Below are 15056 nucleotides of genomic sequence, written 5' to 3' on the forward strand. Positions count from 1 at the left end.
GCAATTGTGAACAAACGAGATTTTCCTAAAATCCATTTTTATGATCAGGATTTTGTAGATATTTACGATAAAACATGGAACTGGCTTTCTGAATATTGGATAAATCCAGAAAACAGGGAGCAGGACGTTGAAGGTCTTTTTGTTTATCCGGTAAATGAAAAATATATTCTTGATCAGCTTGAAACAATTTTCTCTTCGTTTTTCCTTGTCTACTCAAACAGAAATTATCCGGCAAGCAAGAATATAGACTATTTCTATGCCCGGCAGGAAGAAAACGGCGCAATCAGATGGAAATATGACACCGTCACAAACATGCCTCTTGTTGACAAGAAAAATCCTGAAGGAATAGGACTTCCGCTCTTTGCATGGGCAGAATTCAACCTGTACCACAAAAGCGCAAACAAGCGCCGCATAAAGGAAATCATGCCCATACTGCAAAAATACATGGACTGGATAGACAGGACATTCAAGCAGCAGAACGGGCTTTACTCCGTGCCATACGAAGCTTCCACAATGTTCAATTCCCCCAGAAAAGGAGCAGTCTACCCTGTTGATTTCAACAGCTGTATGGCAATAAACATGGCGCACATGTCCGCTTTGGGCGACATTCTCAATGACAAGGATTTAAGCTTTCAATACAAAAAAATGTATTTCAGCCTGAAAACCAGAATAAACAGCCTGATGTGGGATGTGGAAACCGGTTTTTACTATGACTTGAATAAAAATGAACAGCGCCTTTCGCAAAAAACAATAGCGGGATTCTGGCCTCTGCTTGCGGAACTGCCTAATGCGGACAGAGCGGACACTCTCATTGCGCATCTGAGCAATCCAAAGACTTTCGGCACAGACCATCCGTTCCCTACTTTAAGCGCGGACAGCCCAGACTTTAAGGAAAACGGAGACGGATTCAAGGGCTCTGTTCTTGCGCCGTTCAATTTTATGGTTATAAAGGGACTCGAAAAATACCAGCGGTATGCTTTTGCGCGCGAATGTTCAATCCGTCATCTGTATTACATACTTGAGGCTTTAAGCCCCGCAGACTCCAAGCGAAAAGGCGACCTTTACGAAGCCTATCTTCCATGCCAGGAAGGTCCGGCCACTTGCCGCAGCGAAAAGGATTTCCCAAGAAAGCGATTCCTGCACTTTACAGGACTTTCAACGGTTGCGCTTATGATTGAAAATGTAATCGGATTGAATATAAGCCTTCCAAGAAAAACTGTAGACTGGATTATTCCAAACCTTGAGATAATGGGCATTGAAAAGCTTTCCCTTAAAAGAAACCTTATCACAATTCTCAGCAACAAGAGCAAGCGCGGATGGGAAATTCAGATGGAAAGCGAAAAACTGTATTATTTTACAATCAATATTCTGGATCAAAAGAAAAAAACGCTTCCGATTCCGAGCGGAAAATGCTCAATGCTTATCGACAAGCTGTAACGTTCTTTGCACTGAATGTTTTTACTGTTGATAACGGGAACCTCCAAAAAAGACTGAAATTTTCGGGTGTTCCCAATAAAATACAGATATTTATAAAAGCTATAATACCTGGAAATTCAACAGAATTTAAAAGCTGACGGAGTAAGATTTTTTCAGATGAACACGCCTCAAGCTGTAATTGAGATTGGCTCAACCGGAATACGCCTTCTTGTCGCAGAACCGGTTGAAGTTCAGTCGCAGAAAAAATTCAATATCCTCGACCGCAGTGACCAGCCTGTAAACCTGGGACGGGATGTTTTTACCACACATTCCATAAGCCGGGAAACTCTTTTAGTCTGCCTGCATATTCTTGAGCGATACGCGGAGCAGCTGGCAGCCTGGGGAATCACAAGGGAAGAAACAGTAGTAATTGCCACCAGCGCAGTCCGTGAAGCGGAAAACCGTGATCCCTTTGTTGACCGCATAAAGGTAAAGACCGGCTTCACAGTCCATGTAATCGACGGAATTGAAGAAAACCGCCTGATGTATCTTGCCGTCAGCAAATGCATAAAGGAAGCCAGCCTTGCAACCCGCCAGAATGACTCTATTTTTCTGGATATATCGGGCGGCGCAACAGAAATGATGCTTCTTGAAAAAGGCAGAATCATCGGCGCGCACAGCATGAGGCTTGGCACTGTAATCATTGAGCAGATGATCCATTCCATGATGGGAAGCCTCGACGATGCCAGAAGATTTATCTCTGAATTCATACGGAATACAAAAAATGCCCTGAACGCAGAAATAAAACTGGACAAAATCCAGCAATTCATTGTCCTGGGAAACGACATGAAAATCGTTTCGCTTTTTGTAGGGCATCCTATTTCTCCGTTCTTATGGGAAGTTGAGCGCGGCGCATTTGAGAATTTTGTTGATGAGGTTCAGCATTACACACCCGAAGAATGTATAGCAAAATTCAAAATGAGCTACAACGAGGCGCAGACATTCCAGATATCGCTTGTCGCGTATAAGCTTTTTATCCAGCTCACAAATGTAACGAAATTCATTGTACCTGACACATCAATCAGGGAAGGAATTCTTCTGAGCCGGAACCAGCTTTCAAACCCGGAAATTCAGGATGATTTCACCCAGCAGATTCTGGCAGGCGCCCGTGCCCTTCTGAAAAAATACCAGGGGGATGAAAATCACGCTGAATACGTGCATAAAACCAGCCTTGAAATTTATGATGCGCTTCAAAAAGAGCTTGACTTTGATCCGCATGTGCGAGTTCTTCTGGAAATAAGCGCAATTCTCCATGATGTCGGAATGTTTATTCGCGCGGAAGACCACAACATCCATGGAAAATATATTGTAAACAACAGTGAAATTTTCGGGCTGAACCGCGACGACAAATCCATAGTCGCCCAGATAATCAGCTTTCACCGGGGAAGCAAAATGCCACAGCAGGACGAAGAATTCAGGCTTCTTCCCCGCAGCAGAAGAATGATTGTCCTCAAGCTCAGTGCGATTCTGCGCGTTGCCGATGCGCTGGACAGAACCCACAAGCAGCATTTGTATAATTTCAATATTTCCCTTGCCAACGACAGCATAACAATCCGGACAAAAGGGCATAACAACCTTTCGCTGGAAAAGCTCGCCGTTTCGGAAAAGGGCGATTTGTTTGAAAATATATTCGGTTACAAAATAGTATTGGTATAGTTTATGGCAAAGACAAAATTTTTTAACAGGGAATTAAGCTGGATAGAATTCAATGCCCGCGTTCTAAGCGAATCAACCAGAAAGGAGCTTCCGCTGCTGGAAAGGCTGAGATTTCTTGCGATAACAGAAAGCAATTTTGACGAATTCTTCCAGGTCAGGGTTGCAAGCATAAAGCGGCGGCTTCACGATTCCATGGGAAAGCCACTGCATGCGGATTCAAGCGGACTCACTGATTTAAATGTCCTGAAAAAAATTTCAGAGAAAACACGCGCGCTCGTAAAGCTCCAGTATGCGACTCTTATGAATGATGTCCTGCCTTCGCTTGCAAAAGAGGGCTTTGTATATACCTCGCCGAAAAACTACACGCAGGCTCAGGAGGCCTTTGCAGAAAATCTGTTCATGCATGAAATTTTTCCCCTTCTTACACCGCTGAGAACCGACACAGATGTTTTTCCGCATGTGGGAGCGCTTTGCCTTACAGCCGCATTTCTTCTTGAGCCGATGGCAGGCGTAAAAAAAATGAAGACAGCGCTTTCAACTTCCCAGGAAAAGGACATTGTTGCGCTTGTCCAGATTCCCTCGGGCATAAACAGAATTATCTGGCTTCCATCATCAGGAAAAACAAAACAGTTCGCCCTGATTGATGACATAATCCGGCTTTACGGAACAAAGCTTTTTCCGGGATACAAGGTGCAGGAAACCATGCTGTTCAAGATAGCAAGGGATGCCGATTTTGCTGTAAACGAAGATTCCGGCGAGCATTTTATAAAGGCCATGGAGGAAGTCCTGGAAAAACGACAGTCATCATTTGCAGTAAGAATGACATACGATTTTCCGAGTGAAAAGCTGCTGAATTTTCTGAAGCGCAAGCTGAAACTGTCAGACGATGATATATATGAAGCCGGCGCAATTTTAGACCCTTCGTCAATGGAAGAGCTTTTCAGCATTGAGGGCGCGGAAAAATATGTGTACCCTGACTGGGAGCATTTCTTTCCCGGAACACTCCCGGACGAGGGAACATACTGGAATGTTTTCAGACAGCAGGACATTCTTCTGAATGTTCCCTACGAAAGCTACGAGCCGGTTGTAAACTTTATACGGCAGGCAGCCCAGGACTCACAGGTTCTTGCAATAAAAATGACACTGTACAGAACCGGAAGCAACAGCCCGATTGTCCAGGCTCTTAAGGAAGCAGCGCAGAACGGAAAGCAGGTCACAGTTTTTGTTGAGCTGAAAGCGCGATTCGACGAAAAGCGAAACATCTCCTGGGCGGAAGAGCTTGAAAAAGCCGGCGCGATTGTTGTCTATGGAATTGTAAACCTGAAAGTCCATGCAAAAATATGTCTTATTGTAAGGCGCGAAAGCGATGGAATCCGCCGCTATGCCCACATAGGCACCGGAAACTACAACCCCAAAACCGCAAAGCTTTATCAGGACTTGTCAATTTTCACAACAAACCACGAGCTTGTAAATGACGCGACATTGTTTTTCAATGTTATCTCAGGCTACAGCGCGCTGCAAACAATGCATCACCTGTACATGGCTCCGGTAACCTTAAAAAGCCGCCTGCTTGAACTTATTGAAAGGGAAATCCAGCAGAGCACAAGGGAAACTCCCGGCCACATTGTCGCCAAGATGAACAGCCTCTGCCACCCGCAGATAATCGAAGCCCTCTACAAGGCAAGCTGCGCAGGTGTAAAAATAGAGCTGAATATCCGCGGAATCTGCACGCTTATTCCAGGTGTCAAGGGAATGAGCGAAAATATAAAAGTTGTGAGTATTGTTGACAGATACCTTGAACATTCAAGAATTTTTTATTTTCAGAACGGAGGCTCCGAAGAAATTTATCTAAGCAGCGCAGACTGGATGGAAAGAAATCTTGACAAGCGCATTGAGCTGATGTTCCCGGTTTCAGACAAAAAAGTGTTCAAATCCGTCAAGGAAATTCTCTTCCTGTATTTTCAGGATAACACGCACAGCCATGTCCTTCAGAAAAACGGAAGCTGGAAAGCGCTTGCCCCGGAAAAAAATGAGCAGGAAGTCCGTGTTCAGGAAATTCTCTATAAGAAATACAAGAAAAAAGCTGATATAAAGAAGAATATGCCGCGGGCAGAATTCACGGTACGGCGGAAATAAAAGGCTATGTCCGTAAAACAAAAAAAGGCTCATGAATTATCAGAGCTTTTTGGTTTGGAAAAGTTATAATTCTATAACCAGCCAGCCGTCGTCATCAAACTTTTCTAGCAATATGATTCTTGTCTAACTCACAGTGTTTTATGTTTCCGAAAACGTTTGCAATCATTGAAGCGTGTTCTTTTGCATCAACGTGTCTATAAAGAAGATTACCAACTAATAAATGATAAAATTGTTCTGTTGAAAACTCAAATCATACATAGTTAGCTAATATTTAAACTGAGCTATGTATGATAAGCAACACTTTTTACGGACATAGCCAAATAAAAAAAGCTGCCATTCAAGGCAGCCATGTATTTCAAAGAATTTATCTCTCGCGGAAAATAATGCGGCCGCGGTTCAAGTCATAAGGAGAAAGCTCCACTTTTACACTGTCACCGGGAACAATGCGAATATAATGCTTTCTCATTTTGCCGCTCAAATGCCCCAGAATAATATGTCCGTTTTTCAATTCAACACGGAACATTGTATTAGGCAATGCTTCCTTTACAATTCCCTCAACTTCTATAGCCTCGTCTTTACTAGCCACAATTCCTCCAAAAAAATGTTTGCCTTTTTGACAAAATATTCGTATACTATTATGAATAAAACATTTAAGCCTGTCAACATCAAATCCCAAAAACAGGCGCTTTTGCAGGAGCAGAAAATAATGAAAAAAGAGTTTTTAGATAAGCAGAAAAAAAAGTTGATTACAGAGCGAAATGAAATTCTTGATTCGCTGGCAGGCCGCAACGAACAGTTTTCAAAGCTCATTGATACATTGGAATCAGGCGATGATGTGGATATTGCATCGGATACAATAGACAGAACCCTGCTGAATTCACTTGGAGAAGCAGACCAGCGCAGGCTTACAATGATTGACAAGGCACTGGACAGAATCCGCCAGGAAACATACGGTCAATGCCTTTCATGCGGAAAACAGATTCCCGAAGCCCGTCTTGAAGCGCTTCCCTATGCCGGCCTGTGTGTGGAATGTCAGACCAAGGAAGAGCGCAAAAACCATTGAAACACTGCAAAACAGCATAATACAGTCCGGCTTTTTTCTAAATGTGCTGGCTTTTCAATAATCCGTCTTCATAGTACGAAAGTTCTGTGTAGCCGGATTTTTTTATGTACTCAACAGCTTCTTCAAACCACCAGTCAATTCCTTCCGCTGAGTGGGCATCAGAATTTATCGTAACAGGAACATCAAGCTCCCTGAGCAGCGACAAAAAATACGGAGAAGGATAGGGAGCCTTCATTCCGCTTCTGAGAATTCCGCCGGTGTTCACTTCAACACAAACTCCAGCCCTGGCAGCGGCGCGCGCAGTTTCCTTAAGCTCCTTTTTATACCAGGATGCATTTTCATCAAAGAGAGGAGCGCCTTTTAAATTCTGAAGCCTTATCAAATCTGCGTGTCCTAAAAAAGTGAAGTAGCATTTTGCAAGCATCTCGCGCTCCAGAAAAAAATACTCCTGAACAGCCTTTTTTACATTTCCACCAAAAAAGCAATCTATTGCCCTGCGCACATCCTGAGGATTTCCATCTGCCTCAAAAAAACCTTCCCTGCACGGAACAAAATGCACAGACCCGATTAAAAAATCAGGGTCAAATTCCCTGTAGCTTTCAAAGTCCGGCGCACAAATTCCTGGAATATAATCGGCTTCAAAACCGGTGTAAATTTTTATTTTTCCTGAATATTTCTTTTTTAGCCGCTGAATTTCATCCGCATAATCCCTGTGCGAATTCGAAGGAATATGCCAGCCGCTCGAAAACGGATACATTGAATGACTTGAAAAACCGAGTATGTCCAGATTTCTTTCCAGGGCAGCCGCAACTATTTCTTCCGGAGTATTTTTTCCATCGCAAAAAGTTGAATGTGTATGAAAATTCGATTTCACCATAAAAGGCTCCGAAGCTGTGGTTTCAGAAAGAAGAATGTAGAATTTCTAGAACCTTGCCTAAAATCACAGAAGGCTTCTGCGGCTTTACAAGATAGCTTCTGGTTCCCAATGCAAGCGCCTGCATCACAACATCCTTTGCCGCCGCCCTTGAATAGACAATCACCGGCATCTGAAGCCCTTTGCGCTGGAAATTTTTCAGAACACTGATTCCGTCCATATCAGGCAGGAACAAATCCATAATGACAATATCATAATCTTTGCCGCTGGAAAGGGAATTGAAAAACGCACCGGCGGTTTCAAAAAGGTCAGTTTCGCCGCTTACGGATGAAAAAGTATTCTGGAGCAGTTTTCGCACAACAACGTCATCGTCAATAACCGCGACACGCATCATGTTTCCAAAATTTCCCTCGAGATTGCTTCTTGAATCAATAAAGCCGATAACCGTCTCACTGGCCGGCCTGTCAGAAGTCAGAACTTTCTCCAGCAGAAAATTCCTTATGTTGGATACTGAATCCTGGTCGCTGATAAGCTCCACAATGAATTCAATGTCATCAGAAACTTGAATTCCGGAATACTCAGGATGCCCTTTTACAAGCTCTCTTGTAAAGGAGTCAGAAGTCAGAATCTTTATATGTTTATTCGGGATTTTTCCCTGTGAAGAAATATTGTCAATCAGAAATTCAAGGTTCATGCCGTCAATAAAACTCAGCTGCATATTTGTAAGCATAAGCATGACTTTTGGCACATTTATTCTGTATTTTTCAACAAGCTCTGCAATCCTGTATTTCAGAAGCATAAGCTTTTCGCGGTTCAGGCCAAGCGCAACTTCAATAAAAATCAGGTTCCCATTCAAGTGGATATCAAGAATACATGGAGTTGTGTCCATAGAGAATTCAATTTTAAGAATTTTACCGATAGAATCAAAAAAGACATCAAACTTTACAGGCTTCGAAAAATACTTGACGACATTGAATTCAACAAGATTTGCAATTTTTGAACGGTCAATTACAGGCCCGGTGATTATTATAGGTATTCTTCTTGCATTCGGGTCAATGCTCTTTTTTTCCAGAAAATGCATTATATCTTCTGAGATACCGTTTTCCACTTCAATAATAATCAGGTCAGGCAGAAGAGTAACCATTTTTGTGTAGGCTTCTCTATTAGAAACAGAGTCAAGCGCAATCTGCTCCATTGAAAATTTGTCATGCAGAAAACCACTGAAGAGGGGAGAACAGTCAATAAGAAGTACCGATTTCATAATGTACATAATACTTTATAAATTGTATAATTTCAATTAAAAACATGGCAACAACCTTAATGCCAAAAGTCTTTTCCGGAGGAAAAATGAAAAAAACACTGCTTTTGCTGGCAAATGGATTTGAGGAAATTGAAGCGCTTTCCCCTGCGGACTATCTCAGAAGGGCAGGCGCGGAAGTCACAATCGCTGCCACAGGAACATCATCCAGAAATGTAGAGGGCGCGCACAAAATTCTTGTGACCGCAGATATAACGCTGGATGCATACTGCTCATCAGCCGAAACACTCCCGGATGCTATTATTATTCCGGGCGGAAATCCAGGTGCAAAGAATATAAGCGAATGTGCAAAGGCAATGGAATTTATAAACCTGATGCACAGGGAAAACAAACTGATAGCTGCAATCTGCGCGGCGCCGGCGCTTGTCCTTTCAAAAACTCCTGTCCTTGAAGGGAAAAACTGGACATGCTACCCTGAAATGGAAAAAGATCTTTCCGCGGAGCTTCAGAAAAACCACAAAAAATTTCCTGTTGTTTCAGATGGAAATCTTATCACGGCAAGAGGACCGGGAGCAGCAGAGCAGTTTTCCATGGAGATTGTAAGATTTCTGCTGGGAGAAGAAGCCCGCAGGAAAACAATGGAAGCTTCGGTTCAGCGGGAATGTTGACCTTCAAATTTTGCAGGCCTAGTATTCAGCAGAATTCAGCTTGAATGAGAACCCGTTATATATTGTAAGAAATTCGGTTTTTGTTCTGACGTCCAGCATCTTGTAAAGCTCAATCATTCTTGCCTTTACAGTGCTTTCGGAAACATCATGCAGAAGCGCAATCTTGCTGTATTTTTTTCCGTCCAGAACAGAAGACAGGAATTCAATATCGCGCTGGGAACACTCGCTGCTGTCAAGAATTTTCACGTGCCTCACTGATTCAGCCTTTTTCAGAATCGGATAAAGCACAGCAAAAGCAATAACGCCCATGTAAATCGTTCCAAGAATGTGGGCAACTGAAATCAAAAACACAAGCGAGCCGGAGCGGAAAAACTGCGTTGTAAGCGAAAATACCGGAAGAAGCATAAAAAGGCAGATCTTTATGCTTCTGTACATTTTGAAAAAATTTGAAAAGCTCAAAAACAGATACGAAAGCCCAAGGCAGATTATTCCAAGGATATTTCCGTCGTCAAAGAAATTTCCTACGCCATAGCAAAAGAAAAGAAAGGCATAGCAATAAAAATCCATAGGAATAAAGCAGAGCCGGAGAAAAAGCAAAAAGGCAATCATGTTTATTGTAATTCTCACAAGCTTTCTTATTCCGTCTATGCCCGGAGAATTATCAGTAAAAAACTGGAACACACTCACAATCATGCAAAACGCAGAAATTGCCGTTCCTACCCATGCTAAAATTTCCCACAGTTTCTTTTCATTGAAATCCATGGCATTCCACCTCGGTTATTTTTTATCCCGTGTTTCATACAGGACTTTTGTTATTTCCCCTATATACATTGTATGAAAATCATTCTTTCTGTAATTCTGATTGCACAGCTTATCTTCCATGAAGCAAAACGGATCTATTTCCTGCGCATAGAGCTTCTGGCAAAACAGAACAAGCCTCGCCTGCTTAATCCACGGAGTTCCATTCATATACTCAACATCAAGCTTTGTCGCACGGAATTTATCCTCGTCGCGTCCCGAATGGCAGCCGCAATAATCAAGCGCAGTCTTATATTTTTCAGGAAGTACACTCAAAGAAAAAGTGTCTGTGGAATCAATAATTTCCTTTGTATATCTTGTTGGACGTATGTAGACAGTGGCTACATTTTTATTCCAGAGAACCCCCAGGCCTCCCCAGCTGGCAGTCATTGTATTAGGTCTTCCAGTGCTGATGCTTCCATCATCTGAAATTTTTTTTGTGCATGCGGTAATAAGCATCCAGTCTTTTCCAATCATCTTAAATGTATTATCAGGAATTGACTCTGGTTTTAAAGATTTCAACATATATATCTCCTTTTTTTGTGCACACCGAAGACAAAGCCCGGCGCGCTTATAATTTTCGCTAAAAATCACAAAGGCAGCCTCAGAAATCTGAAATTCCCCCTGAAGCTCCTATAAACAAAAAAAGCCGATTTGAAACTTATCAAACCGACTTCCACTCAAAATGGAGATGACCGGACTTGAACCGGTTACCTCTTGCATGCCATGCAAGCGCTCTAGCCAGGTGAGCTACACCCCCAAATATTCTGCTAGTATACAAAAACTTAGGAATAACGTCAAGGGAACTTCTGGAAAATCAAAATGAACTCTTGGAAGTTCCCTCAATTCAGGGAGAACATGAGATTTCCTGAAAAACAACATGCCTCCGCAGCACGAATCAAACTGAGCGTATATCCTTTATTTCAGCGCAATTCGCCTCAAGCAAAGACTGCAATTCATCCTTGGAAATTCCAGAGACTTTCAAAGTAACTGTTCTATGCTTTGAATCACAGGCATCCGATGTCACAAGCGAAACGATGTTGGCATTTTTTTCCGCAATCGCGGCGGCAATCTTGGCAAGCTCGCCGGGAATCTCATTGACAACAGCCACTGCCCGCACACCCGAAGCCCTAGTATTAAACATATCGATAAAGGTTGAAAACAAGTCAGACTCAGTGACAATGCCTATCAAAAGATTTTCCTTTACAACAGGAAGCGCGCTGATTCCATAGTCGTTCATGAGCCGGGCAGCTTCTTCCACTGTCTGATCCGCAGTTGTTGTCTTTACGGACTTCACCATTGTCTTTTCAACAGAAAGCTTGCTCAGCAAATATCCAAGCTCAAACATATCCAGGCTTGTAGCCGCGCTCGGAGAAGCCTTCGCCAAATCATTATTTGTGATAATGCCAACAAGCGCGCCGCTCCTGTCAACAACAGGAAGCTTGTTTATTTTATTTCTAGTCATTGTTTCCCGCGCTTCAAGCACAGAGGCATCCGGTCCTATAGTCACAGGGTTCACAGTCATAACATCCTTTACAAGCATCATCAGCCTCCTAAATATGCAGATTTTACTGCGCTGTCATTTATCAAATCGCAGGCATTTCCTGTTTTTGAAATCACACCTGTTTCAAGTATATATGCACGGTTTGCGATTGACAACGCCTTATACGCATTCTGCTCAACAAGAAGAATCGTAGTTCCCTCGGAGCTTATCCGTTCAACTATGTTGAAAATCTCATCAACCAGAATAGGAGCAAGCCCCATGCTCGGCTCGTCAAGCAAAAGCAGCGAAGGCTTTGACATCAGGGCGCGCGCCATTGCAAGCATCTGCTGCTCTCCTCCGGAAAGAGTTCCCGAAAGCTGCGAAATTCTTTCCTTCAGCCGCGGAAAAAGCTCAAAGCACTTTTCCATATCAGACTTGATTCCATTCTTGTCCCGGCGCACATAGGCTCCCATCTCAAGATTTTCACGCACAGTCATATTTGCAAAAACCCGGCGTCCTTCAGGAACCTGGATAAGCCCCAGCTGCACAATCTTGTCCGCGCTTAAATTCGTTATATCCCGGCCTTCAAATTTTATTGTTCCGCCTGACTTCTTTATAAGATTGCTGACAGAATGAAGCGTCGTTGTTTTTCCAGCGCCATTCGAACCGACAAGCGTGATTATTTCGCCCTTTTTCACCGTGAATGAAATTCCTTTCAGAGCCTTGATTGCCCCATAGGAAACAGTCAGATTGTCAACTTCAAGCATGCTCATTTTTTTCCTCCAACAGCCTCATAGCCAGAGCCAAGGTAGGCCTTGATAACTTCCTCGTTTGACTGAATCTCGGAAGGCAGTCCGGATGCAATAACGCGTCCATAATTCAAGACCATGAGCCGCTCGCATATTCCCATCACAAGCTTCATGTCATGTTCAATCAAAAGAACCGTAAGATTGAATTTTTCCCGGATAAACGAAATAAGCTCCATAAGCTCCTGGGTTTCCTGGCCATTCATTCCGGCAGCAGGCTCGTCAAGCAAAAGCAGCTTGGGGCTTGAAGCAAGCGCGCGGCAAATTTCAAGTTTCCGCTGATCTCCATAAGCAAGATTGCAGGCAAGCTCATTCACCTTGGATTCAAGATGAAAAATTGAAAGCAGCAGCTCTGTTTTCTCCTGCATTATTTTTTCATCGGCGCGGAATTTTCCAGTGCGGAAAAGCACATCAACCGGCGAAACCTGCCTTGAATGATGAAGCGCAATTTTTATATTCTCCGCGGCAGTCAGCTTTCCAAAAAGCCTGATATTCTGAAACGTCCTGGCAATTCCGATTTTATTAAGCTGGGCAGGAGATTTTCCGTTTACAGCCTGAATATTTCCATCCCGTCCCACAAATGTGATCGAGCCTGATGTCGGACGGTAAATTCCGGAAAGCATATTGAAAACCGTTGTTTTTCCAGCTCCATTAGGACCTATAAGTCCAACCAGTTCGCCCTGATAAAGCTCAAGACTGAAATCACTTACAGCCCTCAGGCCGCCAAAGATAATGGAAATGTCCTTCGCACGGAGAAGAAGCTCCCTGCCACTGTCTGCAGAAGTTCCTGTCATTTTTCTCCTCCTTGCTTTTTTCTGAATATACAGGCAAAAACCGATGGTATTTTATCGTAGAATTTTATAAAGCTAAATTCCTTTGTACCTAAAAGTCCCTGCGGCCGGAAGAGCATCACAAAAATGAGAATAACCGGATAAATCAGAAGACGATAATCGCGGAGGAAGCGCAGAGCCTCCTGAAGAATCGTAAGCACAAAAGCCGCAAGAATTCCGCCTGTAATGCTGCCCATTCCGCCCAGGACAACAAAAATCAAGTCATTGATTGAATTGTTAAACGAAGCCAGATCAGGTTTTATGAATCCAATAAACGGAGCATAGAGAGCGCCGCCAATTCCTGCAATAAAAGAAGCTATTACAAAGCCCGTCATCTTATAGCGGAAAACCCCGATTCCATTGCTGTTTGCCGCAACTTCATCTTCACGCACTGCAAGAATCGCCCTGCCGTATGTAGAGCGCAAAAAATTCTGCAAAAGAACAACAATCACAACAAGGGAACCTATCACCGCAAAATACGAAATCGCCGCGCTGTGATCAAGCGATGTTGTGAATATCGTGCTGAACTGCTTTCCATTCGGGCCGCCGGTTATCTGCTTTAAATTTATAAGGCAGACTCTGATAATTTCGCCAAATGCCAGTGTTACAATAGCAAGATAGTCGCCTTCCAGCTTGAGAGTTGGAAAGCCAATCAAAAAACCGAAAAAAGCCGCTATTATTCCGCCGAGCAGAATGCTCACAGGAAGAGGAATGCCTGCTTCAGTAAGGATTATCACAGAATATGCTCCAAGCGCCTGAAATCCGGCCTGCCCCAGGGAAAGCTGCCCTGTGATTCCGCATATAACATTAACGCTGACTGCCATGATAGCGTTTACACCGGCAAGCGTTATTATCTGGGCCGTATAGGCATCTATAACAGGCATTCCCAGCGGCAAATCCATAAGAAGCGTTGGAACTGCAATACAGGCAAACGCAATCACAAATAAAATCACAGTATTTCTGGTAAATTTATCTTTCATTCCATGCCTCTATACTTTTACAACAGTCTTCTTGCCAAGCAAACCGGAAGGCTGCACAAGAAGGATAACAATCAAAATGCAGTAGGAAATAGCATCGGCATACTGAGAAGAAAGATATGCCTTTGTCATTGTTTCGGCGATTCCAAGAATAATGCCGCCAACCATCGCACCGGGAACCGATCCGATTCCGCCAAGAACAGCCGCAACAAATGCCTTTAGTCCCGGAATATATCCCATGAACGGATCAACCTGGGGATACGCAGTGGCATAGAGAACTCCGCCCGCACCTGCAAGAACAGAACCGATAACAAAAGTTATCGCTATTGTCCTGTTCACATTTACACCCATAAGGCTCGCCGCGCCAAGGTCATAGCTTACAGCACGCATGGCCCGGCCAGTTCGTGTATAGTTTATTATATAATTTAAAACGACCATAAGAATCGCCGAAGAAATAATCACAACAAGCTGAATATTGCTTATCTGAATAGAAGCAAAGGAAAAAAATTTTGTTTCCATTGTCGGAAACTGGCGTGGATTCGGTCCCACAAAAGGCAGCACACGCATGGCATTCTGAAGAATAAGCTCAACTGCGATTGCCGTAATAAGCGAGTTGAGGCGAGGCGCATTTCTAAGCGGCCTGTAAGCGCAGCGTTCTATCGCAAGGCTCAAAAGCGCGCAAACCACCATTGAGCCAAAAAAAGCGAAGGCAAGCCCCAAAGGAGTCGGACCAGTTGCAGACAGGATAAAATATCCGGTATAAGCGCCGATCATCATAACATCGCCATGGGCAAAATTTATAAGCTTTACAATTCCATATACCATTGTATACCCAAGAGCTATCAATGCATATATACTGCCCAATGAAAGCCCGTTGACAAGCTGCTTAAAAAAAGTATCCAACGTATCCTCCAAAAACATTTGGATTTTACTATAAATTTCCAAAAATAAAAAGGGGAGCTCTCCGTTAAGAAGAACACCCCTTTGTATTTCTATGAAAATATTTTAAATAAACCCCGGAAAACTTAAAT

General features: G+C 43.2%; 15 protein-coding genes and 1 tRNA gene. 5 read left to right on the forward strand and 11 right to left on the reverse strand.

What is annotated here, in order from left to right:
* The first annotated feature begins 6 nt into the window (after nucleotides 1-6).
* From ACI4L0_RS06980 to ppk1, 3 genes are all read left to right on the forward strand, one after another.
* A complete protein-coding gene (locus tag ACI4L0_RS06980; RefSeq protein ID WP_439799450.1) occupies nucleotides 7-1437 on the forward strand; it encodes an MGH1-like glycoside hydrolase domain-containing protein in 1431 nt (476 codons plus the stop codon).
* 156 nt (nucleotides 1438-1593) lie between these two features.
* Complete coding sequence (locus ACI4L0_RS06985; RefSeq protein ID WP_439799451.1) at nucleotides 1594-3132, forward strand: Ppx/GppA phosphatase family protein; 1539 nt, start codon at nucleotides 1594-1596, stop codon at nucleotides 3130-3132.
* A 3-nt stretch (nucleotides 3133-3135) separates the two neighbouring features.
* The gene (gene ppk1, locus ACI4L0_RS06990; RefSeq protein ID WP_439799452.1) at nucleotides 3136-5268 is read left to right on the forward strand and encodes a polyphosphate kinase 1; all 2133 of its coding nucleotides are present in this window, start codon (nucleotides 3136-3138) and stop codon (nucleotides 5266-5268) included.
* A 364-nt stretch (nucleotides 5269-5632) separates the two neighbouring features.
* Here ppk1 and infA read toward each other — a convergent pair whose 3' ends face one another.
* Nucleotides 5633-5854, reverse strand: a complete 222-nt coding sequence (gene infA / locus ACI4L0_RS06995; RefSeq protein WP_013702528.1) for a translation initiation factor IF-1 — start codon at nucleotides 5852-5854, stop codon at nucleotides 5633-5635.
* A gap of 51 nt (nucleotides 5855-5905) precedes the next feature.
* Here infA and ACI4L0_RS07000 point away from each other — a divergent pair, with 51 nt between their 5' ends.
* A complete protein-coding gene (locus ACI4L0_RS07000; protein WP_439799453.1) occupies nucleotides 5906-6331 on the forward strand; it encodes a TraR/DksA family transcriptional regulator in 426 nt (141 codons plus the stop codon).
* Nucleotides 6332-6368: 37 nt separating this feature from the next.
* Here the strand turns inward: ACI4L0_RS07000 and ACI4L0_RS07005 are convergent, their stop codons facing one another.
* Together ACI4L0_RS07005 and ACI4L0_RS07010 are read right to left on the reverse strand one after the other, a co-directional pair.
* On the reverse strand, nucleotides 6369-7208 hold the full coding sequence (locus ACI4L0_RS07005) for a histidinol-phosphatase (protein WP_439799454.1): 840 nt from the start codon (nucleotides 7206-7208) through the stop codon (nucleotides 6369-6371).
* Between the two features lie 22 nt (nucleotides 7209-7230).
* Nucleotides 7231-8466 carry a response regulator gene (locus tag ACI4L0_RS07010; RefSeq protein ID WP_439799455.1) on the reverse strand — a complete coding sequence of 412 codons (1236 nt, stop codon included), beginning with the start codon at nucleotides 8464-8466 and terminating at the stop codon, nucleotides 7231-7233.
* 86 nt (nucleotides 8467-8552) lie between these two features.
* On the opposite strand from ACI4L0_RS07010, the gene ACI4L0_RS07015 reads away from it, so the two are divergent.
* A complete protein-coding gene (locus ACI4L0_RS07015; RefSeq protein WP_439799456.1) occupies nucleotides 8553-9131 on the forward strand; it encodes a DJ-1 family glyoxalase III in 579 nt (192 codons plus the stop codon).
* Between the two features lie 18 nt (nucleotides 9132-9149).
* On the opposite strand, the gene ACI4L0_RS07020 is transcribed toward ACI4L0_RS07015, so the two are convergent.
* The 8 genes from ACI4L0_RS07020 to ACI4L0_RS07055 form a co-directional block, all read right to left on the reverse strand.
* Nucleotides 9150-9893, reverse strand: a complete 744-nt coding sequence (locus tag ACI4L0_RS07020) for a hypothetical protein (RefSeq protein WP_439799457.1) — start codon at nucleotides 9891-9893, stop codon at nucleotides 9150-9152.
* Nucleotides 9894-9908: 15 nt separating this feature from the next.
* Nucleotides 9909-10454 carry a flavin reductase family protein gene (locus ACI4L0_RS07025; protein ID WP_439799458.1) on the reverse strand — a complete coding sequence of 182 codons (546 nt, stop codon included), beginning with the start codon at nucleotides 10452-10454 and terminating at the stop codon, nucleotides 9909-9911.
* A gap of 161 nt (nucleotides 10455-10615) precedes the next feature.
* A tRNA-Ala gene (locus ACI4L0_RS07030) sits at nucleotides 10616-10689 on the reverse strand.
* A gap of 138 nt (nucleotides 10690-10827) precedes the next feature.
* The gene (locus tag ACI4L0_RS07035; protein WP_439799459.1) at nucleotides 10828-11472 is read right to left on the reverse strand and encodes a CBS domain-containing protein; all 645 of its coding nucleotides are present in this window, start codon (nucleotides 11470-11472) and stop codon (nucleotides 10828-10830) included.
* A 2-nt stretch (nucleotides 11473-11474) separates the two neighbouring features.
* A complete protein-coding gene (locus tag ACI4L0_RS07040; RefSeq protein ID WP_439799674.1) occupies nucleotides 11475-12179 on the reverse strand; it encodes an ABC transporter ATP-binding protein in 705 nt (234 codons plus the stop codon).
* 2 nt (nucleotides 12180-12181) lie between these two features.
* Entirely contained in the window at nucleotides 12182-13012 is an 831-nt protein-coding gene (locus tag ACI4L0_RS07045; RefSeq protein ID WP_439799460.1) for an ABC transporter ATP-binding protein, read from the reverse strand.
* Nucleotides 13009-14028 (reverse strand): branched-chain amino acid ABC transporter permease, encoded by a 1020-nt coding sequence (locus ACI4L0_RS07050; RefSeq protein WP_439799461.1) that lies wholly within the window; start codon nucleotides 14026-14028, stop codon nucleotides 13009-13011. The genes ACI4L0_RS07045 and ACI4L0_RS07050 overlap by 4 nt, the downstream gene beginning before the upstream one ends.
* A 9-nt stretch (nucleotides 14029-14037) precedes the next feature.
* Nucleotides 14038-14946: a branched-chain amino acid ABC transporter permease gene (locus ACI4L0_RS07055; protein ID WP_439799462.1), complete on the reverse strand. Its 909-nt coding sequence runs from the start codon at nucleotides 14944-14946 to the stop codon at nucleotides 14038-14040.
* Nucleotides 14947-15056: the final 110 nt, after the last annotated feature.

This window comes from Treponema sp. (assembly GCF_051883275.1).
Classification (GTDB): Bacteria; Spirochaetota; Spirochaetia; order Treponematales; family Treponemataceae; genus Treponema_D.

Excerpts from the sequence above, each read along its gene's own strand:
- ACI4L0_RS06985 (WP_439799451.1), top strand. The coding sequence starts at position 1,594 with ATGAACACGCCTCAAGCTGTAATTGAGATTGGCTCAACCGGAATACGC.
- ppk1 (WP_439799452.1), top strand. The coding sequence starts at position 3,136 with ATGGCAAAGACAAAATTTTTTAACAGGGAATTAAGCTGGATAGAATTC.
- ACI4L0_RS07000 (WP_439799453.1), top strand. The coding sequence starts at position 5,906 with ATGAATAAAACATTTAAGCCTGTCAACATCAAATCCCAAAAACAGGCG.
- ACI4L0_RS07005 (WP_439799454.1), bottom strand. The coding sequence starts at position 7,208 with ATGGTGAAATCGAATTTTCATACACATTCAACTTTTTGCGATGGAAAA.
- ACI4L0_RS07010 (WP_439799455.1), bottom strand. The coding sequence starts at position 8,466 with ATGAAATCGGTACTTCTTATTGACTGTTCTCCCCTCTTCAGTGGTTTT.
- ACI4L0_RS07015 (WP_439799456.1), top strand. The coding sequence starts at position 8,553 with ATGAAAAAAACACTGCTTTTGCTGGCAAATGGATTTGAGGAAATTGAA.
- ACI4L0_RS07020 (WP_439799457.1), bottom strand. The coding sequence starts at position 9,893 with ATGGATTTCAATGAAAAGAAACTGTGGGAAATTTTAGCATGGGTAGGA.
- ACI4L0_RS07025 (WP_439799458.1), bottom strand. The coding sequence starts at position 10,454 with ATGTTGAAATCTTTAAAACCAGAGTCAATTCCTGATAATACATTTAAG.
- ACI4L0_RS07035 (WP_439799459.1), bottom strand. The coding sequence starts at position 11,472 with ATGCTTGTAAAGGATGTTATGACTGTGAACCCTGTGACTATAGGACCG.
- ACI4L0_RS07040 (WP_439799674.1), bottom strand. The coding sequence starts at position 12,179 with ATGCTTGAAGTTGACAATCTGACTGTTTCCTATGGGGCAATCAAGGCT.
- ACI4L0_RS07045 (WP_439799460.1), bottom strand. The coding sequence starts at position 13,012 with ATGACAGGAACTTCTGCAGACAGTGGCAGGGAGCTTCTTCTCCGTGCG.
- ACI4L0_RS07050 (WP_439799461.1), bottom strand. The coding sequence starts at position 14,028 with ATGAAAGATAAATTTACCAGAAATACTGTGATTTTATTTGTGATTGCG.
- ACI4L0_RS07055 (WP_439799462.1), bottom strand. The coding sequence starts at position 14,946 with ATGTTTTTGGAGGATACGTTGGATACTTTTTTTAAGCAGCTTGTCAAC.